Here is a 25,021-nt window from a genome sequence, read left to right on the forward strand (position 1 = left end):
GGTTGATTGGATGAGTTTACAAACATTTCTACACAATCTTCATTTTGATATTGAAAAGGCAAATCAATCAGATTGGGAAGTAGATTGGGAGGATGCGCCACTAACTTATAAGATTTATAAAGATTTACCTACTATTCCACTTTCTCATAACGTTCCATTATCCTTAAAAGGAAAAAAGGATGCAATTGAGCCGAATTTAGACGAAATAGGCTATTTTCTATGGTATGTATATGGAGTAACCCAAGTTGCTCAAACAGCAATTACTTCCGGCTCCAACGAAATGGTTAATATGATGTCTTCGAACCGAAGATTCATTCCCTCTGGTGGAGGATTATATCCGAATGAATTGTATTTATATATTAAGTCTGATCAAGTCTCTTCGGGGATTTATCATTATGATGTTGCTAGACATTGCTTAGTTTTATTAAGAGAAGGCAATTTTGATTCTTATGTATCAAGGGCTTTAGGGAATAGATGTGATCTTCCTAAGTGTTTTGGTACTATTTTTATTTCAACAATGTTTTGGAAAAATTTTTTTAAGTACAATAATTTTTCTTATCGGCTTCAAGGATTAGATTGCGGTGTGTTAATTGGACAGATTTTGGAGATGGCTAAACGCTTTGGATTTAAAGCGGGAGTATATTACCAGTTTCTAGATCAAGCGATTAACCATTTAATCGGTATAAACGAACGTGAGGAAAGTGTATACGGAGTAATTCCACTCTCTATTGAAGAATCTGCGTTGATTTCAAATGATAATGTAAAAAGTGAAAATTACAATTCAATTGATCTAAGTAAAGAGTTACAAGCAGTTACACATAAATATTTAGTAAAATCGAAAAAGATTAGAGAGTTCCCGATGCTAATTAAAGTAAATAAAGTATCGATGATCGAATCGACTCAAACATTTAGAAAAGTTGACGAAACTGTGGCTGCATTAGATGAACGGCATCGAATAATTTTACCTAAAGTAGAACGTCTATCCTATGATTTGGCCACAATATGTAAAGAAAGGTTTTCGCCTGAACTAGACTTTGTATTACGATCTATTAGTCAAAAAAACTTAGCAACACTACTTAAAGAGGCGACAGCATCCTTTTCATATGTAAATGATTTAGATGGTTCCCTTAAAAATAATAATAACCGCCCTAAATTATATTTATGTTTGTATAATGTCGAAGGGATTAACAATGGTGCTTATTATTATGATGATTTTACCCATACGATAGTACAAACTAAATTAGGCGATCAACGAATGCAGCTTCAATTAGGAATGAATGCCCCTACCGTTAATTTATTCCAAGTGCCTATTTGTATACATGTAGTGGGGAATAAGGAACATATAAGATCGACACATAGTTATAGAGGCTACCGGATTCAACAGATGGAAGCTGGTATAATGGTTCAGCGTTTACTAATAGCCGCATCAGCGTTAGGATTGGGTGGGCATCCACTATTAGGATATAATGTAAAATTATGTGATGAGTTATACCAATTAGAAGAGATAGGAAAAACAAGTTTAATTCAAATTCCAATAGGTCATTATCGGAATCGACCTTGGCTAAAAGGAAATTTGCATAGTTGATCAATACAATTTTTATGATTATACGACAGAAGACTCCTTCCTCAATTACGTGAAGGTGTGATAACACCAGTAATAGGTGGGAGATGAATGAAGGTTGGCATTAGCCAAAATGCTTTCTTCTTTTGCTACTATTCTGTACAATAGATAATGTAAATACTGTAGAAAAAGAATGAATTCAAGTGTAGTACTTGTTGCGTAAATAGAACTCGTCTGGTGGTTGTCATTCGCCTATACCATTCAAGAGTCGCAAATAGAACAACTGTAATACCCCTCAGTAAAAAACAGGCTGAGTACGTTTCACCTAGCGTTAGGTGAAACCAAACCGTAGGAACTACGGGGTTAGCTTGGTAAATAAAAGTAACCTCTGCTGGTAAAGAATCACTAGTAAGTATGCTTTGTTCCCAAGAATCTCCCACTTCAAACAACCTGTAAGGGCGTTAAGTGGTGAGTAGTTCAAGATTGTCATTTATCGTTTTTAGAATTTAAAAAGTTCAAAACTAAAAACAAGGATACTTTTGGGTATTCTTGTTTTTTTGTTCCAGTTATAACAAATAAAACCCAATGATGGCGCAGGTTAGTGCTCAATCGACACTTATTCGACATACAAAAGTCTCGAAAATTACATCGAATAGTTCTTTTGAATTAAAATTTTATAGTATAATTACTTTAGAAATTATTTAAATATAAAATAAAAAACCTTCCAAAAGAAGGTTTTTTTATTTTTGAAAATATTTAACGTAAATATCCCCAAAGAATAATTGGCGTAATTAAGAAAGTATATAGCAAAAACTGAAGGATAATAATTGGTGCAATTTCTTTAAAATCTTCAGCCGAAAATTTAGCAATACCAGCAGTTATAGCTAGAACTAATATGGGGCCAAAACAAATTAATATTTTTATTCTCCTGTAGATAGATTCTAAGATGGATTAGTCTGTTTAGACAAATTATTCCTAAAAGTTCTTTATAAAATAGGTGTTTTATTTCTATTGATTAAATTATATTAACAAAATTTTAATGTTGTTATAAATACTATCTATTAAAATAACATATAATTAAAAAAAATGTCAGATTATAAAACTTTTTGTATAATTAAATCGTCTAATTTTAGTAAAACAAATTTAAATATTTTTATGGTTAGTTTTAAACGTTGATTATTAGTAGTTTGATTAAAAGAATTCGTGACGATACTAGAGTGAAAATACCTTTATTAATCATCCACCAAATTCTACGACAATAACCAATTAAAAAAACGATAAAAAAGTATAGAAATTATAGGAGGAGAAAACCATTGTCCAGAAGTATGAAAAATCGTAGAAAAAAACCTATTATAGGGATTGCTATTTCTTTAGTTTTAGTTGCGGGTGTTGCAGGTACTCTTTATGAACAACATAAAGAACCTAAAACGGTAGTTATTAAGAAGAATGACAAAGTTAAAAATGACATTGTACTTAATTTTCCAGATTATTATAAAACTACAAAAGAAGATGAATCGGGATTATTAGAAGTGTTAAACGCTGATTCAAATTTAGTCTTAGTTAATAAAGATCGAAAGTTACCAGATGGTTATGAACCAAATGACCTGATCTACCCAGCAATTCCTTTAAATGGGGCAGTAAAAGAAAAAACAAGAATGAGAAGTGAAGCTGGACATGCATTAGAGAAGTTATTTGCTGGTGCATCTGCGGATGGATATACATTAACAGCAATTTCTGGATACCGTTCTTATGAACGACAACTTTCTTTATACAATAATTATATTTCTGTACATGGTGAGGCATGGACTAAAGCATACAGTGCATATCCAGGAACGAGTGAGCATCAGACTGGACTAACGATGGATGTTTCATCACCGGCATTTGGTAATGCTTTAGAAGTCGGTTTTGCAAAAACTCCTGAAGGAACTTGGTTAGCAAAGCACGCACATGAATACGGCTTTATTATTCGTTACCCAGAAGATAAAGTAGATATTACTAAATATCACTATGAACCATGGCATATTCGATACGTTGGAAAAGAATACGCTACTTATTTATATACGAATCATCTTGCACTTGAAGAAGCGATGCCAGCTAAAAAATAATAATAACAAAAAGGCATGTCTCAAACTAATGAGACATGCCTTTTAATATCTACTGATTTATTAGTGTATTCGCCATACCTAGTGCTTTACGAGTTTGTTTGCGTTTAAAATAATAGTTAAACAATTCTTTTTCCGATTGATTTATTAGATAAGCAAATCCAAGTTTTTTAAAAAAAGGTAATGAATGTTCCGCCAAATATTGGTGATATTCTTGTTCTTTTTCTAAGATTAAAAGGTCTAATAAGATGAATAAATTGATAAAAAGTTTGTCATTTTTTTGGGAAGCAATATCAAACCCTTTACCTACCCACTGTAATAATTCTCCTTTAGGTAATAGTTCTCCATAATAGGAACTTCTTATATATCCTTCTAGGGAAAGTAAATAGGGTATAGAATTAGAATCCTTCAAATTCATTGACTCAAAATAGTATTTTTTTGCTAACTCATAATTTTTTCTTCGATAATATTCAAAGGCTAAGTTATGATATACCCTTGCTTTTCGTTCTGATGATCTACAAATTTCACAGCTTTGGATTAAGTTTTCAAATCCTTTAATCGTCTCGGAAAACTCTTCGTTATCCTTAACTTGTATTAACATAAGCATTTCGGAGTCGATTACTCGAAGATAGGAATTAATACTTTTGAAATACTGACGGGCTTTTTCAGCATAAAAGTAAGCCATAACAGGTAAATCGTTCGAATGGTAAGCAGAAGCTAAATGATAATAATATTCCTCATTTGCATATTCTTCATTATTAATTTTCTTTAAAACTTGAATGGCAAGTAAAGGTTCATGGTTCGTTAAGTGATAAATACCTTGCACATGTCTAAAAAGATTTATTTCATAAGGTGACAATTTGTGTTTTATTTTTTTTATTTCATCAATGAGCTCTTTTGCTTCATTCATTAAATTACGCATTAATAAATATCTGATGCGAAGTAATTTATATTGATTAATATAATTTGAAATTTGAATCAACTCTTCTTGCTCAAGTTCTAAGTTGATTTCTTCTATTTCGTCAAATAACTGCATTGCGATAGACTGCTGCCAACTATTTATACGCATTTTTATATTGTTTAATTTTAAAATCTCATTCTCGATTTTTATTCCAAGTCGTTCTGATAGTAGGGCTATAATTTCATGTGCATATTCGGTTTGAGATCTTTCAATTTTACTAATATGCGTACTAGAACAAATCCCTTTCCCTAGCTGTTCTTGTGTCATCTGAGATTTTTCACGATAATATTTTATGATTTTCCCCTCATACATAACGAATTTCTCCCTTTTGTAAACCTTTTTATTAATAGTTTGAGTAGTTGAAAACCATCAATTCCCCCAAGTTAAAAATAAAAATTTCTATTGAATTTAAATGACTTTCTTGCCAAACACAATCTATACATCAATAAATTTAGTAAAATATGAGACTTTAATCCTGAAAAGAAAAATTGATTATGACGATTAATGTTGAAAAAAGGATTACAACTGAAAGTTCAGACTGAAATAACCCCCATTTACCAAGAAAAATAGCTAAATTACAATTAAATTATTAGATTTGTCTAACTATTCTAATTCTAATTTTACATCATTTTTTTAATTGGAGGAATGAAATAGAGTTACTTAATTTAATCATTTTTTCATGCAGTAAACTATTTTTCACTAAATTTAATTTAACCTATTAGAAGGAGCGCATCGAAATGAAGATTAGAAATAAGAAAATGCTAAATGTAATGGTAACAAGTGTATTAACGACAAGCTTTATTACATCTTATTTATTGCCTCAAAAAAAATCTTATGCAACTTCGAACTCTGTAGAATCAATCTTAAAGGGACTGACAGATGAGCAAAGACAATCGATTAAGCGTTTAACTCCTCAAGAAGGCTTTGTGATCGACCCTAGTTTATTATCTTTAAAAGATAAAACTGCAAATATAATTGTTGAACTAAAAACTTCGCCAATTGAAAATGATCAAAATGGAACATTAAAAGAGATCTCTAGAGGTAAGAAAGAAAAAATTAAAGGTGAACAAGAGTTCTTTAAAAAACGATTAACGGAATTATGGAGTAAGAAAAATGAAAAAGTGGAAGTAAATCAACAAACAAAGGAAAAAACAAATCAATTTTATATCAAACAATCATTTAAAAATGTATTTAATGGAGTGGCTATGACTATTCCGACAGATCAAATTAATTTGCTTCTTCAAACCGGTGTTGTGAAACGAGTATGGAAGGATAACAAAGTTAGTGTACCAATCAATGAGCTTTCTGTTAATGAATCTACAAAAAACAAAAGTGTTCCACCAGCTTTACCCCTTTTGGGTGTAGATCGTTTACATAACGAGGATATAAAAGGACAAGGGATTAAAGTAGGAGTTCTTGATACGGGTATTGATTACAATCATCCAGATTTAAAGGATGCTTATAAAGGTGGTTATGATTTTGTAGATAATGACTCGGACCCAATGGAGTCTACACCTGCAGATCTTGCTGCTTCCGGTGAACCAGCAGAAATTGATGGTCGTTCATTTGTTACCGAGCATGGGACGCATGTTGCAGGTACGATTGCATCAAATCCACGAAATAACGTTGATTATGCGATGACCGGAGTTGCACCAAATGTTGATTTATATGCATATCGTGTTTTAGGTCATTACGGTTCAGGATATGATTCTTGGATTATTGCTGGTATAGAAAAGGCTGTAGAAGATGGCATGGATGTGATTAATCTTTCTTTAGGAAACAGTAATAATTATTCTTTAGATGCTACAGCAGTAGCGATTAATAATGCAGCTTTGCAAGGAGTAGTTCCCGTTGTAGCAGGAGGTAACGCAGGCCCAACGCCAGGGTCATTAGGTTCTCCTGGTTCATCACCGTTAGCTATTACTGTTGGAGCAAGCGACGTTCCTACAGATATACCAACTGTACAGACGAGTATTGGGAATGTTTCAGTTAAAAATGAGTTAATGGCACACGGATTAGGTAAAGATTATTTAAGTATTATTGATAAAGAATTGAAGGTAGTAGATGTAGGAATTGGTGCCGAAGAGGATTATGCAAATAAAGACGTAAGTGGCAAGGTGGCGTTAATATCACGTGGTACTTTATCTTTTGATGAAAAAATTCGCCGTGCTCATGAAAAAGGAGCAGTAGCGGTGTTAATTTATAACAATATAGAAGAAGAGATTCCTTTCTTCTTAGGTGAAAACTTTGGCTATGTACCAACCTTTAAAATGAGTCAAGAGGAAGGGAAAAGTATTGTTGATGAACTTAATAAGAATCCGGAGGTTAAATTAAAAATGACAGATTTACAGTCAAATATGACATCTGGTGACGTATTAGCAGGCTTTAGTTCTAGAGGACCTGTAAGTAATAATTTTGATATTAAACCAGATGTTGTGGCACCGGGGGTTTCTATTTTCTCAACTGTACCAGAATATATTAATAATCCCGGGGAAGGAACGGATTACTCAACTAGTTACGCGAGCATGGATGGAACTTCGATGGCTACACCACATGTTGCGGGTGTCGCAGCATTATTACTACAATCTCATCCGGAATATTCTGTTGCCGATGTAAAAGCCGCACTTATGAATACAGCGGATCCATTAAAAGGAAGAACATATCATGTAAACGAAGTTGGAGCTGGACGAGTAGATGCTTATGAGGCAGTTCATAACATGACTTTAGTAGAAGTTCAAAATAAAACGTACACATTAGATGAAAATGGATTTAAAAAGCAAATCGATGATGTATCAGGTTCATTACCTTTCGGAAGTATTACACAAACAAGCGAGGAACAAAATCGAACAACATCCATTAGTATTAAAAATTTAAGTAAAAATAATGAAACATATCATACCAAAGTAGAATTTTTAACAATCGATGATGTTTCAAAGGATGCTAGTAAAAATGGAGTAAAACTCGAATTGCCTTCTAATGTAACTGTTAATGGAAATGAAAATGTTAATATAGACGCCAAAGTAACAATTCCAAAATCTGCTGAGTTTGGCATATACGAAGGATATATTTATGTAGAAAATGAATCAAAAACCCAGGAGTACCAAATACCATTCCACGTGAGGTATACGACAAGTGGCTTTGCAAAAGTTGATTTCTTTAAGAATGCAATTACAAGTGACTTAAGTAACTTCCATCCTGATATACTACCTTTTACACCAGTTACAATAAGATTAAATAGTGAAATGGAAAAAATCGATGTTGTTGTTAGCGATACATCTGGGAAACCAATCGGCTTGTATGGTACTTTCGATTTAGATGGCGCAAATGTTGATACAGACTACTTAATCATGTACGGTTTTTCAGGTGATGTAAAATTATTTACAGGTGACCCAAATAAGCCGTTATCACTAGAATATGAAACATTAGATGAGGGCAAATATATTGTTTCTTATATTGGTACAGATGCAGATGGAAAAACCTATAAAGTAGACAATGATATGGTAATTGATAATACACCTCCAAAAGTAGTATTTGATAAAAAGACAGGCATTAATGAAATTTCCGATGCAGATTTAACAACCGAAACAAACCCAATGGATGGTAAAGATTACAAAGCTTACTGGGTTCATGGAAATGTATACGACGATACAATTGATTATCTACAGAGTAGAGGACATGATCTAACTCAGGAAGCAAATTCAGTTTATGCTTATCAGGACTCTTCATGGCCGACAGCACAATTTTTCCCAACTAAAAATGGTGACTTCAAATTTGGTGTATTACCAGAAGAGTATGCAAATTACCCTACTAACATAGCAATTTATACTTATGATTATGCAACTGCAGGAAATCCGATTTTCCCAGATTTTACGATTATTAACAAAGGTGATCGATATTCAACAATTAATACAAAGTCTAAAGAAGTTACTCTAGGTTCGGAGTTTACAAGTACATTTACGGTCCACAATGCAAAAGATTTAACAAGTGCTAACGCGACAATAACTATTCCAAATTATTACAAAGTTATGAGTGTAAACCAATCGAAGCAATTAGATGAGTTAATGAAGAAAAATAATTGGAGTGTTCGCATTGGAAAACCACAAGTAACAGAGGATACATGGTCAAATATTACAACATTTTCAATTGATATTAAGGATAAAAAGACGAATTTACCAGTAAAAATTAATGGAAATATTGATTTATTAGATATTAATTTAAAAGTTGTGAGCGACCTTAACTATATGAGGGAGAGCGGATTTTATTATCAAGAATCAACTTATCAGACGAATGAAGGAAATAAAGTTACGTTACCCACATATGCAAATCACTTTAAATTCATAGCTCAACATTCAGTATTAGAAGGATATTTCCACGGTGAGGCAGTTAACTTTTATAACTACGATTTAGATTATTCTAAGTTAGGTGTAAAAGCATATGTTGTGGACAAAAAAGGTAAACAATATAAAGCGGATATTTCAGAAAATGGTTATATGACGATCTTTGATATTCCGGCAACTGAGGATGATTATACACTCATAGTTAATATTCCAGGACACTATCAATATAGTAGAAAAATTAAATTAGGTAAATTAATAGATGGTAAAGTCCAAGGAATCGATTATATCGCTTATACTGATACTGCAGCGGCAGGAGACATTAATGGAGATAATGTGATCGACATTTATGATGCTAAGCTTATTGCAAATAAAGCTAATGAAACTGGTGATCAGTTGAAGGAAGATCTAAATAAGGATGGAGTTGTTGATATACTGGACTTCAATTATGTTGAAAAGAACTTCATGACAACAAATCCATTTTTCCCTACATCTATTAAACCAGTTGAAAAAGCAGGTAAATTAACGTTAGAAGAATTGAAAAAGAAATTTAACTAAAGTGCAAGATTAAGTGATATTTCGAAAAAAAGCCACCAGGAATGATCCTTGTGGCTTTTCTCTGTAATAAAGAGTTTATTTGACAGTTTAGTATGATGAAGCCATACTCACCGTTCCCTTCTAAATAACGTTTTACAGCAATTAATTTCTTATCACTTGTAAATTTAGTCAAAAAAATGCACCTCCAAATGTTAGACTGTGTCTAACATTTGTGGTGCACTTCAAATTTATCTTGTGGTCTTTTATCATGTATCTAGATCAATCAATGTTACTTCCAAGATTCAATTGCATTTATTAGTAATGACGCAAATACTTTTGCACCATTCGGTTTTAAATGAACACCATCTGGAGAAAAATATGAATTATGATTGGCGCTAGCACTATACCAGTCTACAACTCTAGTATTTGGGTATTTACTTGAACCTTCCCTTAAAGTTTTATTAACAAACGATTCCCAAGGTCTTGGTACTCGCGTGTTAACAAATAAAATTTTTCGATCTTTTCCAATTAACTCTATAAGAGAAGACATTTGTTTTACGGTAAACGGACCGTTTGTACCTAGCTCTATGACAACAGTATTCCCAAGCGAATTTGTGCTTTTTGCTTGTTGAATAATTGCAGATGCTTCAGTAAATTGTCTTCCAATTTTAGCATTTACCGAAAGAGATGGATATGTTTTTTTAAGTTCAGGAATTGAATTAATAACGATAGAATCTCCTATAATAAATACACTATTATTTGAAACTACCGGTTTATTTGTTTCAACAGGTTTATTATTATTATTATTATTATTTGGAGTTTGATTGTTATTTACACCTGGCTTAGGATCTTCTTTTGTTTGATCATTATTATTTTGCTTACTTGAATTGTCAGCAACTGGCTTTTGATCTTTATTTTCTGTTTTTACTTCTTTATTTTCTTCTGTTTTTACTTCATTATTTACTGTTTTTTCGTCATCATTTTTCTGAATTGGTTTAGTTACCTGTTTATCGTGATCAACTATAGTTGTTGAAGGAGGTTTTTTAGTATCGTTTTTAACAGTTTCAGATGATTGCTTTGATACGGATTGAACTGATTCAATTTCTGAGCTTGCTTTTACATCATTGGCATCAGGAAGAACAGATAGTCCAAAGCTTGCGATACCAGATAATAAAATAAACGTGCTTATGATAACAATATGTTTATAAAAGAATTCTTTTAAATTAATATTTCCTGCTAGGAAGTTCTTCCAAAGTATACCTAGTTTACCTTTTCTAATTGGATCTTCGATATAGCGATAGGATAGTGCTGCAAGAACAAATATTAAAGTAATTTGACAAATAGCTCTAAAGAGTGAAGTATCGCCAGTGTTAACCTTAGGGGATAATAAAATAATTACAGGGTACTGCCATAAATAGATTCCATATGAACGTAATCCGATCCATTTCAATGGTCTCATTGCTAGGAATCTACCAATCTTACTTGTAGGGTGAGCGAGTGCTGCGATTAGCATTGCAGCAGAAATAGACAATAGGAACATTCCTCCGCGATAAAGGAAACTATCATATTGATTTGTTTTACCGACCATAAGTAGAAAAATAAGTAAACCCGTAATCCCAACTAGATCAATTAAAATCTTTCCAGAGGTTGTAACATTATTTGTAAGTTTTCGGCTAGGCCATACTAATGCTAATGAAGCTCCTATTAATAAAGAAAAAGCTCTCGTATCAGTACCGTAATAGACCCTACTAGGATCACTACCCGGATGGAATAATATAGCCATCAATAATGCAGAAACGATTGCACCAACAAATGTATACAAAAATAGGCGATCTTTATTTTTAATATATTTTAAGCCTAATAAAGTAAGAATTGGCCAAATAATATAAAATTGCTCTTCAACTGCTAATGACCAAAAATGATTTAATATTGATGGATTTGCATAAGACTCAAAGTACGAAAGATGATGGAAAATATACCACCAATTACTGTAATAAAATATTGCAGCTACTGAATCTTGTTTTAAATTTCCGATCATTGATGATTTGAATAATGAAACAAATGCAATGACTATTAGTAGTAAGGTGAACATTCCCGGTAAAAGTCTTTTGGCGCGACGGTACCAAAAACTTTTTAAGTCGATCCTTTGATTTGTACTCCACTCGGCAATTAATAAATCAGTAATTAAATAACCTGAAAGTACAAAGAAAACTGTTACTCCTAGGAATCCGCCAGAAGCCCATGAAAAATTTAAGTGATATGCAATGACCGATAAAACTGCTAAAGCTCTAAGCCCGTCTAATCCAGCCATATAACGAAACTGTTTATTTTTATTAGACATAGTAATAGCCTCTTCGTTTAAACACCTCATAAACGATTTCTTTTTCGAATAAATGTTGGGCTCTTATAAAATTTAATTTCTTAACCGTCTGAACCGCGAAGTTCATTGCTAATTTCCCCTTCCCCTAATTTAACTATTTATGTCAGCCTTCTTTATATATTTGGCTTTTTGTTTAATATTTTTGTTTTTCTTAAGAGAGCCAAATCTAATAAATTAAAAGTGGCTCTTTTATTCGTTTAATTAAAAGTTATCTAATATAATGATGTCCAACTAAAACTTTTGAAATAACGTCAGTTGGAATCGTAAATTCAACAACACCCATATAACCTGGGGCAATTTCATATTTATCAAATGAAATAACAAGCTTATGATCTTTATTTATATAAAAATTTTGATTCTCTTTAATGCTTACGAAAGGATCAATTGAATAGTCAAGATTTGCCTCAGGTATCCAGTATACCTTACTTTCATCCTTTTTCATTTGATCTTTCATTTGTTCTTTAATGTTTTCGCTAATTATTTTTACATATGATTTATCTTTAAAAAGAATAGGTAAAGACAATAAAATTTCCTTTTTCTTGTCAATTGTGTCAAATTTCATAGTTGTTGAAGAGGAAGCAGCAGTATTAACAACATATCTTTCAATGGACAATATGTCCTCATTATCTGTTTTAACCTCATAACCACTATCAATTCCTAAGTGTGCACCAGAATCTTTTTTTACAGATTCTGTTTCTTTCATAAACTGATCATATAGCTTCTTATTTTCGTCTAAGTATTTTTTGTTCAAGCTTTGCTCTAAATCTTTATTTTTTAAATTATTAACCGCAGGGACTTTTAAATCTGCCTTATAGGTTGGCTCGTCTACAGTATATTCAGTAAAATTTAGCACATTAACAACATTTCCAAGTATTGGAACATTCGATAATGTCTTTGCAAAAGTCGAACTAGTATTTATTGATAAAACAAATAGTGCTGCAGTAAAAAAACCTGTAATTGACTTTAGAGGGAATCTTTTACGTATGGAACGTTTAATTGCTTTTTTAACAATAATGTCCAAATTATCAGGGATAGGGACATTTTTATAGTCCGATCTTAATTTTTCTAATTTTTTATCCAACTAATTGGCCTCCCAAAAATAAATTCATTTCATTTTAATCCGGAGTATTTCTAAAGCTTTATATAAACGAGTTTTTATTGTATTTGGACTCTCCTGTAAAATTTCAGCAACTTCTTCAATCTTTAAGTCTTCGAAATACCTGAGGACAATTACTGCCCGATATTTAGTTGGTAAAGATTCTAATGATCTTTCTAAATCAATATCTGTATAATTATCATCCTGTCCTGAAGAATATAACTCAATTGTTTCTTCATCCATTACAGTTACTTTTTTTTGTTTTCTTAAAAAATCTAATGATGTATTTACTACAATTCTATAAAACCAACTTTTTAAAGATTGTTCATTTTTTAATTTATCTTTTGAGGAAATGGCTTTATGAATAGAATCTTGTAATATATCCACCGCATCTTCTGAATTTTTAACGTAGCTATAAGCTAACCGATAAAAATCGTCTTTATTATTAATAATAAAATCTACAAGTTCCTTTTCTAAGTTAGATTTCCCCTTCATTTAAAGAGCTCCTTTTTTGAGATACGTATCTAAGAAGGTACACATTATAAAAGACGTATACCTATTCGAAAAAGTTTTATAAAAAGTAAAAATAAATTTAGGAAATTTTTATTAAAAATCATCCACACAGTTTAATGGAAATTTGGCCTAAGTTAGTAGTATACAGATGGCATACCTATTCGTAAACAAACTATAGACAATTAATCAAAAAAAAGAGCCAAGGAGTACTCCTGTTCCAACCAACTGGCGTTTTAAAGTATAAAAAGAACCAAAACAAAAAAAGCAAGAATCTTAAAATCTTGCTCTTTTACGCGCTGTTGAAAAACAACCTTGTCAATTAAATTCCCAAATTTTCGTAAAGGGAGTTTAGTGATGTTGATTTCCACTACGGGATGCTCGCTTTCCATGGGGCGGGACCTGAGCCTCCTCGGCAAGCCTGTGGGGTCTCAGCCTTCCCGCTTATCCCATAGGAGTCGAGCACCCTTGCGTTCCAATCAACTTATTCATCAAAAAAAGTCTGCAAAAAATCCTAATCAAATAGCCTTTACTTGGAGTAAACTAACAGATGTTTATTAATCAGTTTGTAAGTCAATTGAGATTGAACATCAACTTATAAACCAATCATTTAAAACTATATACTTAAAATTGTTGAAACACTTTTACATTTAATATCGTTAATTAAAATTAAAAAAATGAATTTTAACATCAATAATGTTCCACTGAATTTTGATTTCCTTATAGACTGTTTTATATTTCAACACTTTGCAAAAATGCAAGAATCCCAAAATCTTGCTCTTTTATAATCGTTTAATCTTACTAATTTAGTTGGAGGATATATGATTAAAGAACACTATAGTTTTAACCCATTTCCAAAAATAAACACGAACCGATTAGTTTTAAGACAAATGAATAATGAAGATCAATATGAAATATTTGCATTACGTTCAAATAAAAAAGTGTCCCAATATATTAACAGACCGATTGCAAAAGAAGTTGATGAAGCACTTCAATATATAAAAATGATTAATGAAGGAATTAAACGTAATGATTGGGTTCTTTGGGGAATTACTTTTAAAGAAAGTGATCAATTAATTGGTACAATATGCTTGTGGAATTTTTCGGTTGAGCAAAAAAAAGGGGAAGTAGGATATGAACTTTCACCAGAGCTTCAAGGAAAAGGAATCATGCAAGAGGCAGTAAAAGCAGTGTTAGCATATGGATTTAATACACTTGAATTACAAGTCATTGAAGGAATTGTTCAGTCAGAAAATCAAAAATCAATCCAAATTTTAGAGAGAAATGAATTTATTAATAAAGGCTTAGTAATTAGGGAATCGACTAATGAAGAAGACATACATTCATGCATTTTTGAGTTAACGAAAGAAAGATATTTCGCTAAATAGAGTCGGATGGAACTTTTATTTCTTTATGAAATAAAGGATTTTAAAGTTTAAACAAACGTTTGAATAAAAAAATAGTCGCTAATAGCGACTATTTTTTTAATTTAAACTTACAATTTTTAAATTTTTTGATTGAAGAAATTCAATAATTTGTGGTAAAGCATCTAAAGAAGGTTTAGTTTCGTGAAGTAGAATGATACTTCCAGATTCAGTGTGGCTTTTAACGTAATTTATTATTGTATTTGTATTGCGGTTCTTCCAGTCCTCAGTATCTTTATCCCATAAAACCATTTTAAATTGATGTTTTTGCATTAATTCAATAGTTGCTTGATTTTTTGCGCCATATGGTGGTCTGAAGAGGGTTGTTTCTTGTTTTGTAATATTTTTTATTAAGTTATTTGTTCTAACCAGATCATCTTCTTGATTTTTATAAGATAGTTTTATGAAGTCATCGTGGTGCATGGAGTGGCTTCCAACTGAGTACCCGTTAGAATATGCATATTGTACATTTTCAGGATATCTTACAACGTTATCTCCGATGTAGAAAAAAGTACCGCCAACTTTATATTTTTTTAAAACATTTACTATTTCCTTCGAATACTTTGAGGGACCGTCATCAAAAGTAATGGCTACACTACCTTGTGGGATACTATAGTTAACTACATTGTTTAATTTTACAGTCGGATAAATTGATTGAACAGGTTTATTAGGTTCTTGCTTAATTGCATATCTAACATCTGGTTCATTTGTGTGCACATTCGGTTGAGATACGTTTTTAATAGCAGTTTTATTTGGATCTTGTTTATCCTGATTGGGTTTTATTTGTTTCTCCGGAGTTTTTATCGTTTGTGCCTTTGAAACACTTTCAGCTTTTGCTGGTTTTTTTCCGCAAAATAAAGATTCTGATTTACAAGTTTGACTCTTATAAGCTATTAAACTAATCGATAGAATACTAATAGCAGCAACAGTAAGCCAACCATAAAGTTTATATCGTTTCGAATTAGCCTTTTCTTTTTTGGAACTGGATCGACTAATTGATAAATAAGGTAGATCAATTAAAATCCTAAGATCCTTCATATTTTTTATGGAATGAAGTTGAAGATGGAACTCTTCTGAACACGAAAAGTAGATTTTTTCACTCTCATTATTGTTTGATTTAGTTACAAAACTAGTAAACTGATTTTTATCCTCTTCCCAAGTACTACATAAAGAAAGGCTAAACTTATAGTTTTCATCAAAAATAATTTTTGATTTCATAAGATTGGCCGTTTCGTTGTCAATTTCCCAATGAAGTTCTATTTCTTGATTAAATAATAGTTTAATATGCAAAAAGGATTTTTCGAATTTTTGTTCGATTGATAAAAGCTCAATAAGTTTTTCATTGTAAATTGACATAACTTCCCCCTATCTTATAAAGAAATCACCCATTTGCGTTTATTTTAAGACATTTAAGACTGACCTAAATAGATATCTTTTGTCATAATTATTTCTACTGTCTACCTTAAAATATATTAGTCTATAAGGAAAATAATAAGTAAAGATTTTCCCTATTGAGAACAGGTTTTTTATTTACATTAAAATATGTCGAATATTAAATTTACCTTACATTTTAATTGTAAAGTACTGTAAGAAATTGTCAATTGAAGATTTGAAATTAGTCCCTTTGGAATAAAAGAATATGGTTGAAAAGAATAGAAAGTACTGTTTAATAAATTCTAACCAATTGAAATGACGACTCGTTAGGAAGAAAGTACCTTTAAGACGCTTTTTTTGTAAATTATGAGTTCAAACATCGTAAGAGGTCTTTTGAAGTATCTTTTTTTATTAAATATGTAAGTACAAACAACTTGAGTTATTGTTTAGTAAAATTGACATTTTACAAACAATAACATATTATGTTTGTAAATGAATAAACATTTTATAAAATTATTTGGTAAATAATAAACAAAAAAGGGTTGTGTTTGTTAAATGGAAAATTTAGATGTTTTTTGGAATGCCGATATAGAAGAATTAAAACAAGGATATATCGAAGAGGAAAATCATTATTTATGTTTACTCTGTAATAAAAGAATTGAAAAAGGAATTATTTATCAAGATTCAGGAACTTTATATGAAGCCGAAAAATACATGAAAGTTCATATAGAACAAAGTCATGACTCCGTTTTCGATTATTTAATCCAACTTGATAAAAAGTTAACAGGATTAACAGAACATCAAAACCATCTTTTACGTCTTTTTTATCAAGGTAAGAGTGATACAGATATTCAAAAAGAAACTGGTGTCGGTAGCGCCTCTACGATTAGGAATCATCGCTTTGTTTTAAAGGAAAAAGAAAGACAAGCAAAATTATTTCTTGTCATGATGGAGCTTTTAAAGGAAAAGGATCAACATGCGCCAAGTTTTTTACCACTTCATAAAACAGCAAAAATGGTCGATGAGCGCTATAACATTACTGAGGATGAAATGGAAAAAAACTTAAAAAAATACTTTCCAGAAGGCATAAATGGGCCTTTGAAAAAATTTCCATTGAAGGAAAAACAAAAGCTTGTTGTTCTGAGAGAAATCGTTAAAAGATTTTCGCCAAATAAGACATATACAGAAAAAGAAATAAATGAAGTACTGACAGCTATTTATCCTGATTATGTCGTATTAAGAAGATACTTAGTTGAATATGGCTTTATAGATCGAAAGTCGGATGGAAGTAGTTATTGGTTAAGAGCTTAGTAAAAGAAAGGTTGGTAAAAATGAGTAGAAAAAAAGAATTAAAAATGCAATATAAAGAAACGAAAGTGCAAGCAGGTATTTATCAAATTAAAAACATAGTAAATCAAAAAATATTTATAGTAAGCACTAAAAATTTAAAAACGATTAATGGAAAGAAATTTGAATTAGAGGCAGGGTCTTGTACAAATAAAATTCTTCAACAAGAATGGAATGAATTTGGTAAAGAGTCATTTATATTTGAAGAATTAGAAATTTTAAAGGAAGAAGACATTAGTCCATTAGGTATCAAAGGAGATCTAAAGAGACTCGAGGAAAAATGGTTAGAAAAACTTCAACCTTATGGTGAAAGAGGATATAACTCAGACAGTAGCAAGGGTGATCAAACTTGATTACATCAGAGATTAATCCTCGGGAGCAAAAAAAAGTAAAATTTACTTTATTACGCCCTATGATTATGTTTCTAATTCCATTACTTTTAAGTAATATTATGCAGTCAATCGGTCAGGTTATTAGCATGATTATAGTAGGAAAATGGTTAGGGGAAAATGCTTTAGCTGCAATTTCAGCATTCTTTCCAATATTTTTCTTCTTAGTATCATTTATTATTGGAATTGGTTCTGGTAGTTCAATTTTAATCGGTCAGGCACATGGTGCAAAGCTTGAAGAAAGAGTAAAAGCTATTGTTGGTACGACTCTTACTTTTACTCTTTTCCTCGCTGTAGTGCTTGCGATAATTGGTAATATTTTTATTGAAAAACTTTTGAGATTAATAGGAACTCCTGAAAATATACTTCATGTTAGTACTCATTATGCTTCCATTTTATTTTGGTCGATTCCCGTGCTATTTATCTATATGGTTTATACAACTTTAATGAGAGGTATTGGGGACTCGAAAACACCGTTTTATTTTCTTATATTAAGTACAGTTTTAAATGTTGCACTTTTACCGCCATTAGTATTTGGTTGGGTAGGCATACCGAAACTAGGAATTTATGGGGCAGCTTATGCATCAATAGGCTCAACGGTTTTAACATGTATAGTTCTATTCATATACTTACACAAAACGAATCATCCTCTACGAATTGATGTTTCAGTGAGAAATTATTTGAAGATGGATCCTGAACTTTTAAAACTAATATTAAAATTAGGTATTCCAACGAGTATTAATATGGTATTTCTTTCGATTTCAGAGATTGCCGTTATCTCTTTTGTTAATCAATATGGATCAGATGCGACTGCATCCTATGGGGTAGTAAATCAGCTAGTAAGTTATGTTCAGATGCCATCGATTTGTATTGGAATCGCAGTATCAATTTTTGCCGCTCAGTCAATAGGAGCAAATCAGGTTGATCGATTAAACCAAGTTATTAAAATAGGATTATTCCTTAACTATGTGTTAGGTGGCGTAGTAGTATTACTCACTTATCTTTTCTCAAAGCCTATTCTAAACTTATTTCTAACGAATGATAGTACTGTACAAATAGCGAATAGTTTATTGATGATTACGTTATGGGGATATTTAATACTCGGACATTCATTTATTTTATCATCTACAATGCGTGCTAGTGGAGCAGTACTGTGGCCAACGCTCATGAGTATATTCGTAATATGGTGTATTGAAGTGCCTGTAGCCTATCTTTTATCTCATTACACGAGTCTTGGAATGAAAGGAATTTGGGTAGGATATCCGGCAGCTTTTATAGTTGGTCTTGGATTAAACTATTTATATTATAAATTTTCATGGAGAAAGAAACGTATAGTCCGTTTAGTAAATTAAATTTAATTTCTTAAAGGTTGATAAGCGATTGCAATTAGCCTAAAAAATCAAAGAAACATTGTCTAAACACTACAACCACAAGGTTATCCTTGTGGTTTTTGTTTTACCATTCACTTTGTTTGGACTTAAGATTCCCCGTATACCTTTATTGTTATAGGAACATACTTTTATAGATACAAATAAAAATGCAATTTTACTGATTGTGTTCATAAAAACGTAACATTATCGGTCATTTGATTAGAATAATTAATTCCATTGGACAATAAGATATTACATTATAGGGGGGATTTCGGATGGACTTGGATAATGTCACACTCAGTAGATTACTAACAAGTATGACACTAATATTTCACATTATTTTTGCAACAATTGGTGTAGGAATACCCTTAATGATCGCAATTGCAGAAGGGTTAGGAATCTTAAAAAAAGATCCACATTACACGCTTATGGCAAGAAGATGGGCCAGAGGTTACACAATTACCGTTGCAGTGGGAGTAGTAACTGGTACTTGTATTGGGCTACAACTATCCTTATTATGGCCGAGCTTTATGAGAATTGCGGGTCAAGCAATTAGTTTTCCATTGTTTATGGAAACATTCGCTTTCTTTTTTGAAGCGATATTCCTAGGGATCTATTTATATACTTGGGATCGTTTTAAAAAGCCTATTTATCATTGGTTGATCATTTTACCTGTAATATTAGGTTCAACTTTGTCGGCATTTTTTATCACTACGGTAAATGCATTTATGAATACGCCACAAGGATTTACTTTGAAAAATGGAATAATTAAAACCGTCGATCCAATTGCCGCAATGTTTAATCCAGCTGCTCCTTCTAAAACTTTACATGTAATTGTTACTGCGTATGTAGCATCCGCTCTTATATTAACGTCAATCGCCGCTATTCAATTATTAAGAGGAAAGAATACGGAGTACACACGAAAAGGGCTTCGATTAGCAGCAACACTAGGATTAATTTTTGCCATTTTAACAGGTATTACAGGAGATGTTTCAGCAAAATTCCTAGCTAGATACCAACCGGAAAAACTAGCAGCAATTGAATGGCATTTTGAGACAGAAAGAGGGGCAGATTTTGTCTTATTCGGAACGCTAGATGATAAAACACATGAAGTAAAATATGAAATTCGAATTCCTAAACTGCTAAGCTTTTTATCTTTCTCAGATTTTAATGCACCAGTAACTGGTTTAAATGAATTTCCAAAAGATGAGTGGCCACCTTTGTTCATACATTATTTATTTGATATAAAGATGACCTTTGTTGGCTTAATTATATCAATGACCTTCATATTTGTTGTGTTTTCTATTAAGAAGAAAAATTGGATGCATAATAAGTGGCTTTTACGTGGACTAGCGCTGACTGGACCATTAGCGATGATTAATATCGAACTTGGATGGATGATTGCCGAAATTGGCCGCCAACCATGGATATTAAGAGGATATATGAAGGTTTCAGAAGGAGCCACAACTGCCAAAGGACTAGGCGGTATGTTTTGGTTATTTTTTGTATTGTATGTATTTTTAGGAGTCTTTTGTACAATCGTTATTCGAAAAATGTTCATTCATAATCCACCCGAAGATGAACTTAAATATCGTTTAAAAAAATAGGCTCTGTTTAAAATTCTATCAAAGCTTGAATGAGTATTACTGGAATTTGAACAAAGCCAATGAATAGGAGGGTGAGCATTGAATATTGAGTTATTAGGAATAGTCGTTTTATGGATATTTCTATATGGATATATCATCATTGCATCAATTGACTTCGGTGCTGGATTCTTTGCTTATTTTGGAAAAGTAACGAAAAAAGATCACTTAATAAACAATTTAATTAGTAGATATTTATCTCCTGTTTGGGAAATAACGAATGTATTTTTTGTATTTTTCTTTGTTGGCATTATAGGTTTCTTTCCTAGTGTTGCATTTTACTATGGAACGGCCCTTTTAATTCCAGGAAGTATTTCACTAGTCCTATTAGCCATTAGAGGCTCGTTTTATGCCTTTTCTAACTATGGTTCCAAGGAAAACAAAGTATATTTATTCTTATATGGAGCCACTGGCCTGCTGATCCCCGCTTCACTTTGTACGGTTCTGACCATTTCGGGAGGAGGGTATATAGTCGAAAAAAACGGAGTCATTCAATTTTTAGCTAAAAATTTATTAACAAGTCTATACTCGTGGAGTGTTGTAATCATTGCTATCATCTCAGTTTTATATATTAGCGCGACATTTTTAACCTATTACGCAAGTAAAGCGAAGGATGAAAGTGCCCTAGAAATTTTAAGACAATATGCTTTATTTTGGACTGTGCCAACGATCTTATCAAGCTTTCTTGTATTTGTAGGATTAAGAGATAACAATGTTAGATTTTATGAAAATATAGTTAATCATTATTGGTGGATGTTTTTATTATCACTAATTTGTTTTCTAATAGCATCATCATTAATTTTGCTAAAACGAAATTACGGAACAGCCTTTATATTTGTTATGCTCCAATTTTTCTTCGCATTTTTCGGCTATGGAGCAGCGCACATGCCATATATATTAGATCCATATATTACGATCTACAATGGATACACGAATCAAACATCCGGTACTATGCTAGTAACTGTATTTGTCTTAGGGTTACTACTGTTAGTTCCATCGCTATTGTTTTTATTTAAACTATTTTTATTTGATGCCGAATATGTTCAAGGCAAAAAGTAAAGTGGGTGAGATGAAATGCACTCTTCTAATAAACATGAAAAGCGGCTTGTGCTTTTATGTTTTATTGTAGCTTTAATAATGGGATTATCTTTTATTAGTAAGTTTTTTCATTGAATAATGTGTAGAGGGAGGCGTCAATAATATTGTGGCGTCTTTTTTTTTATTGTGACTTTAGTTAAATAGGCTGGAACTGAATTAAGGATGAGATTGTATATAAACTGTACGAAACTGCAATTAAACTGATGGAGCTGTAGTAAGGCGGTGGGGGTGCATATAAATCAGTTGGAACTGCAAATAAATTGATGGATCTGCAATTAAAAAAGTCAAAACTGCAATTAAAAAAGTCAAAACTGCAAATAAAAAAGGTGAATCTGCAATTAACATGCTAAATTCACCTGAAATTCCGTTCATATTATTTAGTTTTATAGAAAAAAGGGTAAATTTAAGCCTAGTTTCCGCTAAATTCACGCACTTTCTAAAACTTTTCCTTCTTTTACAAGCAGCGTACGAGTCGAAACATTACTTGCAAATTCCATATCATGCGTAATGACAAGGATACTCATTCCGTCTTTTGCTAATTTTTTCATAATCTCAGCAATTCCGTTCGTTAGTTCAGGATCTAGTGCTGAAGTAGGTTCATCAAAGCAAAGAATTTTTGGCTGAAGTGCACACGCTCTAGCAATCGCTACACGTTGCTGTTGACCGCCTGATAATTCATCTGGTAATGAATTTGCTTTGTCACTTAGGCCAACTTGTTCTAACAAATCCATGGCTCTTTTTGTAGCTTCTTCTTTATTCATACTTAGTACTAGAATTGGAGCTTCAATAATGTTTTCAATTACTGTTTTGTGAGGAAATAAATTATAGTTTTGAAAAACGAGTCCAACGTTTTTTCTTACTTTTAAAAGATCTTTTTTAGATTTAATCATTTGGCCATCAATTTCAATTGATCCGCCATCGAAGCTTTCTAAACCATTAATACAACGAAGTATAGTCGTTTTACCAGCTCCTGATTGTCCTAATAGAGTAACGATTTCTCCTTTATTAACTTCAAAAGAGACTTCATTTAATACGGTTTGTTTATTAAATTGTTTAGTTAAGTTATTTACTTTTAACATTTTAAGTCTCTCCTTATTTATAATATGAATATCGATTTTCTAATCGTTTAAATAAATTAGTTAATATTGCTGTTAGTAGTAGATAAATAATACCAACAAAAACAAGAGGAAGTAGAGATGCGCTAGTATTAGATGCTATTTTTGCTACTCGAAGCATATCATCAAGTCCAACTACATATACAAGAGCTGAATCTTTTACTAGAGTAATTACTTCGTTTGAAACAGGAGGTAAAACTTTTTTAGTCATTTGAGGCAGAATAATTCTTTTAAATGTTTGACTGCGACTCAAGCCTAAAACCTCTGCTGCTTCATATTGACCTTTATCAACTGATTGGATACCAGCTCTGAATATTTCCCCAAAATAAGCTGCGTAATTAAGTACAAATGCAATAATAACTGTTGTAAAACGGTCAAAGACAATTCCGACTAATGGTAAACCAAAAAAGATAAAGATTAATTGTAAAAGTAGAGGTGTACCACGCATTAATAAAATATAAGAACTAATAATTGATTTGATTGCTGTAATATTCGAAAGTCTACCAAGTGCAATGATGATTCCAAGTGGAATTGCTAACGCTAGAGTTATTAAGAAAACCTCTAGCGTTATTTTTAATCCATCAAGCATGGAAGGTAATAAAGATGTAATTTGATCCATGATCGTAAGCTCCTTTTTATTTCAATGTACCGAACCATTTTTTATAAATTTTGTCGTAAGTACCATCTTTTTTCATGGCACCAATTTGATTGTTAATTTTTTTTAGTAAAGCAGTGTCATCTTTACTAACGCCAACTCCATACTCTTCTTCACCAAAGTTTTCTTTTAAAATTTTGTATTTGTTTTGGCCTCGTTTGTTCATGTAATATCTAGCTAATGTTTCGTCTGCTACAACTACATCAACACGCTTTGATTCTAAGTCCATTAAAGCTTGGTTGTTATTTTCATATAATACAGGTTTACTACCGTTAAACGAATTTACTAATTTTTTATCTTTATTAACTGCATCTAAAGAACTTGATCCTTCTTGAATCCCAACATTTTTACCTTTTAAATCTGCTTTTGTTTTTATATTTGAATTTGCTAGGGTAATAATAACTTGTCTATTTTTTAAATATGCATCTGAGAAATTTACTTTTTTCTTACGCTCATCTGTAATTGAATAGCCGTTCCAAATTGCATCAATATTTCCCGATTTTAATTCAGTCTCTTTCATTGACCAATCAATTGGTTGGAAAGTTACTTTCATATTTTCACGTTTAAATACTTCTTTTGCTAAATCAATATCAAAACCTACAACTTTTCCTTTATCATCTTTAAAACCCATTGGTACAAAAGTATCATCTAATCCAACGACTACTTCGTTTGCATTTCGTTTTTCTTTTCCACAACCAGTTACAACTAATATTGAAATCATACAAATGATTATTGCTGACATTAATTTCTTATTCATTTTACTCTCTCCCTTAAAATATTCTTGAAAAACAAAAAACTCCCGCCCTCTAGCTATATGAATAGCTAGAGGACGGGAGTAATACTCACGTGGTTCCACCTCTATTTTATTGATACCTCACGATACCAACCTCTTCAAGTGCAGCAATTAAGCTATACTCTAGCACGATAACGGGTGCAGGGAATCCGGAAACAGTCTACTACCAAAAAGGGTTCGGTGCTCAGCTCAGAGATGTGTTCAAAATATTGTCTTACGCCCCTCGCACCAACCGGGAACTCTCTGTTTAAGAACTTAATACTTTTACTATTTCTCATCAATGCTTTTAAGATTTAATTTTCAAATATGTTAAATACTGCAGGTTTTTTAAA

Annotated in this window: 19 protein-coding genes and 1 other annotated feature; of the genes, 9 read left to right on the plus strand and 10 right to left on the minus strand. The window is 31.8% G+C overall.

All coding sequences use genetic code 11. From position 1 onward, the window contains the following. Positions 1–10 precede the first annotated feature (10 nt). Positions 11–1,585: a SagB family peptide dehydrogenase gene (locus AN960_RS21740; protein WP_056476286.1), complete on the plus strand. Its 1,575-nt coding sequence runs from the start codon at positions 11–13 to the stop codon at positions 1,583–1,585. 1,301 nt (positions 1,586–2,886) lie between these two features. After that, positions 2,887–3,666 carry a M15 family metallopeptidase gene (locus AN960_RS21745; RefSeq protein WP_056476289.1) on the plus strand — a complete coding sequence of 260 codons (780 nt, stop codon included), beginning with the start codon at positions 2,887–2,889 and terminating at the stop codon, positions 3,664–3,666. A 49-nt stretch (positions 3,667–3,715) separates the two neighbouring features. Here the strand turns inward: AN960_RS21745 and AN960_RS21750 are convergent, their stop codons facing one another. Next, positions 3,716–4,936, minus strand: a complete 1,221-nt coding sequence (locus AN960_RS21750) for a helix-turn-helix domain-containing protein (protein ID WP_056476290.1) — start codon at positions 4,934–4,936, stop codon at positions 3,716–3,718. A 425-nt stretch (positions 4,937–5,361) separates the two neighbouring features. Between AN960_RS21750 and AN960_RS21755 the strand changes: the two genes are divergently transcribed. Beyond that, a complete protein-coding gene (locus AN960_RS21755; protein ID WP_056476293.1) occupies positions 5,362–9,516 on the plus strand; it encodes a S8 family serine peptidase in 4,155 nt (1,384 codons plus the stop codon). On the opposite strand, the gene AN960_RS21760 is transcribed toward AN960_RS21755, so the two are convergent. The 4 genes from AN960_RS21760 to sigV form a co-directional block, all read right to left on the minus strand. Then, entirely contained in the window at positions 9,509–9,688 is a 180-nt protein-coding gene (locus AN960_RS21760; protein WP_056476295.1) for a hypothetical protein, read from the minus strand. The two genes, AN960_RS21755 and AN960_RS21760, sit on opposite strands and share 8 nt — an antisense overlap. Before the next feature lie 96 nt (positions 9,689–9,784). Beyond that, on the minus strand, positions 9,785–11,836 hold the full coding sequence (locus AN960_RS21765; protein ID WP_056476298.1) for an acyltransferase family protein: 2,052 nt from the start codon (positions 11,834–11,836) through the stop codon (positions 9,785–9,787). 247 nt (positions 11,837–12,083) lie between these two features. Further along, positions 12,084–12,956, minus strand: a complete 873-nt coding sequence (gene rsiV, locus AN960_RS21770) for an anti-sigma-V factor RsiV (protein WP_056476301.1) — start codon at positions 12,954–12,956, stop codon at positions 12,084–12,086. A 24-nt stretch (positions 12,957–12,980) separates the two neighbouring features. After that, positions 12,981–13,466, minus strand: coding sequence for an RNA polymerase sigma factor SigV (gene sigV / locus AN960_RS21775; protein ID WP_029715399.1), 486 nt, complete (start codon positions 13,464–13,466; stop codon positions 12,981–12,983). A gap of 836 nt (positions 13,467–14,302) precedes the next feature. Here sigV and AN960_RS21780 point away from each other — a divergent pair. Then, positions 14,303–14,869 carry a GNAT family N-acetyltransferase gene (locus AN960_RS21780; protein ID WP_056476303.1) on the plus strand — a complete coding sequence of 189 codons (567 nt, stop codon included), beginning with the start codon at positions 14,303–14,305 and terminating at the stop codon, positions 14,867–14,869. A gap of 96 nt (positions 14,870–14,965) precedes the next feature. Here the strand turns inward: AN960_RS21780 and AN960_RS21785 are convergent, their stop codons facing one another. After that, positions 14,966–16,261 (minus strand): polysaccharide deacetylase family protein, encoded by a 1,296-nt coding sequence (locus tag AN960_RS21785; protein ID WP_056476305.1) that lies wholly within the window; start codon positions 16,259–16,261, stop codon positions 14,966–14,968. 573 nt (positions 16,262–16,834) lie between these two features. Between AN960_RS21785 and AN960_RS21790 the strand changes: the two genes are divergently transcribed. The 5 genes from AN960_RS21790 (at position 16,835) to AN960_RS21810 (ending at position 22,087) form a co-directional block, all read left to right on the plus strand. After that, positions 16,835–17,590, plus strand: a complete 756-nt coding sequence (locus AN960_RS21790) for a DUF2087 domain-containing protein (protein WP_056476307.1) — start codon at positions 16,835–16,837, stop codon at positions 17,588–17,590. 20 nt (positions 17,591–17,610) lie between these two features. Then, complete coding sequence (locus AN960_RS21795; RefSeq protein ID WP_056476431.1) at positions 17,611–17,979, plus strand: GIY-YIG nuclease family protein; 369 nt, start codon at positions 17,611–17,613, stop codon at positions 17,977–17,979. Between the two features lie 59 nt (positions 17,980–18,038). Then, the gene (locus AN960_RS21800; protein WP_082459640.1) at positions 18,039–19,367 is read left to right on the plus strand and encodes an MATE family efflux transporter; all 1,329 of its coding nucleotides are present in this window, start codon (positions 18,039–18,041) and stop codon (positions 19,365–19,367) included. A gap of 293 nt (positions 19,368–19,660) precedes the next feature. Further along, positions 19,661–20,992, plus strand: a complete 1,332-nt coding sequence (locus tag AN960_RS21805) for a cytochrome ubiquinol oxidase subunit I (protein ID WP_056476313.1) — start codon at positions 19,661–19,663, stop codon at positions 20,990–20,992. Between the two features lie 78 nt (positions 20,993–21,070). Next, entirely contained in the window at positions 21,071–22,087 is a 1,017-nt protein-coding gene (locus tag AN960_RS21810) for a cytochrome d ubiquinol oxidase subunit II (RefSeq protein ID WP_056476315.1), read from the plus strand. A gap of 234 nt (positions 22,088–22,321) precedes the next feature. Here AN960_RS21810 and AN960_RS24660 read toward each other — a convergent pair whose 3' ends face one another. The 4 genes from AN960_RS24660 to AN960_RS21825 form a co-directional block, all read right to left on the minus strand. After that, the gene (locus tag AN960_RS24660) at positions 22,322–22,471 is read right to left on the minus strand and encodes a hypothetical protein (RefSeq protein WP_156339750.1); all 150 of its coding nucleotides are present in this window, start codon (positions 22,469–22,471) and stop codon (positions 22,322–22,324) included. Between the two features lie 80 nt (positions 22,472–22,551). Next, positions 22,552–23,205 carry an amino acid ABC transporter ATP-binding protein gene (locus tag AN960_RS21815; RefSeq protein ID WP_056476318.1) on the minus strand — a complete coding sequence of 218 codons (654 nt, stop codon included), beginning with the start codon at positions 23,203–23,205 and terminating at the stop codon, positions 22,552–22,554. Between the two features lie 13 nt (positions 23,206–23,218). Beyond that, a complete protein-coding gene (locus tag AN960_RS21820) occupies positions 23,219–23,860 on the minus strand; it encodes an amino acid ABC transporter permease (RefSeq protein WP_056476320.1) in 642 nt (213 codons plus the stop codon). 16 nt (positions 23,861–23,876) lie between these two features. Beyond that, complete coding sequence (locus tag AN960_RS21825) at positions 23,877–24,653, minus strand: amino acid ABC transporter substrate-binding protein (RefSeq protein ID WP_056476322.1); 777 nt, start codon at positions 24,651–24,653, stop codon at positions 23,877–23,879. Positions 24,654–24,718: 65 nt separating this feature from the next. Next, positions 24,719–24,979 (minus strand) — a binding site (T-box leader). Positions 24,980–25,021: the final 42 nt, after the last annotated feature.

The organism is Bacillus sp. FJAT-25509 (genome assembly GCF_001420605.1).
In the GTDB taxonomy this organism is placed as follows: Bacteria; Bacillota; Bacilli; order Bacillales; family Bacillaceae_G; genus Gottfriedia.

Excerpts from the sequence above, each read along its gene's own strand:
- AN960_RS21795 (WP_056476431.1), top strand. The coding sequence starts at position 17,611 with ATGAGTAGAAAAAAAGAATTAAAAATGCAATATAAAGAAACGAAAGTG.
- AN960_RS21815 (WP_056476318.1), bottom strand. The coding sequence starts at position 23,205 with ATGTTAAAAGTAAATAACTTAACTAAACAATTTAATAAACAAACCGTA.
- AN960_RS21785 (WP_056476305.1), bottom strand. The coding sequence starts at position 16,261 with ATGTCAATTTACAATGAAAAACTTATTGAGCTTTTATCAATCGAACAA.
- AN960_RS21820 (WP_056476320.1), bottom strand. The coding sequence starts at position 23,860 with ATGGATCAAATTACATCTTTATTACCTTCCATGCTTGATGGATTAAAA.
- AN960_RS21740 (WP_056476286.1), top strand. The coding sequence starts at position 11 with ATGAGTTTACAAACATTTCTACACAATCTTCATTTTGATATTGAAAAG.
- sigV (WP_029715399.1), bottom strand. The coding sequence starts at position 13,466 with ATGAAGGGGAAATCTAACTTAGAAAAGGAACTTGTAGATTTTATTATT.
- AN960_RS24660 (WP_156339750.1), bottom strand. The coding sequence starts at position 22,471 with ATGTTAATTGCAGATTCACCTTTTTTATTTGCAGTTTTGACTTTTTTA.
- AN960_RS21780 (WP_056476303.1), top strand. The coding sequence starts at position 14,303 with ATGATTAAAGAACACTATAGTTTTAACCCATTTCCAAAAATAAACACG.
- AN960_RS21745 (WP_056476289.1), top strand. The coding sequence starts at position 2,887 with ATGAAAAATCGTAGAAAAAAACCTATTATAGGGATTGCTATTTCTTTA.
- AN960_RS21805 (WP_056476313.1), top strand. The coding sequence starts at position 19,661 with ATGGACTTGGATAATGTCACACTCAGTAGATTACTAACAAGTATGACA.
- AN960_RS21750 (WP_056476290.1), bottom strand. The coding sequence starts at position 4,936 with ATGTATGAGGGGAAAATCATAAAATATTATCGTGAAAAATCTCAGATG.
- AN960_RS21800 (WP_082459640.1), top strand. The coding sequence starts at position 18,039 with ATGATTATGTTTCTAATTCCATTACTTTTAAGTAATATTATGCAGTCA.
- AN960_RS21765 (WP_056476298.1), bottom strand. The coding sequence starts at position 11,836 with ATGTCTAATAAAAATAAACAGTTTCGTTATATGGCTGGATTAGACGGG.
- AN960_RS21755 (WP_056476293.1), top strand. The coding sequence starts at position 5,362 with ATGAAGATTAGAAATAAGAAAATGCTAAATGTAATGGTAACAAGTGTA.
- AN960_RS21790 (WP_056476307.1), top strand. The coding sequence starts at position 16,835 with ATGGAAAATTTAGATGTTTTTTGGAATGCCGATATAGAAGAATTAAAA.
- AN960_RS21825 (WP_056476322.1), bottom strand. The coding sequence starts at position 24,653 with ATGAATAAGAAATTAATGTCAGCAATAATCATTTGTATGATTTCAATA.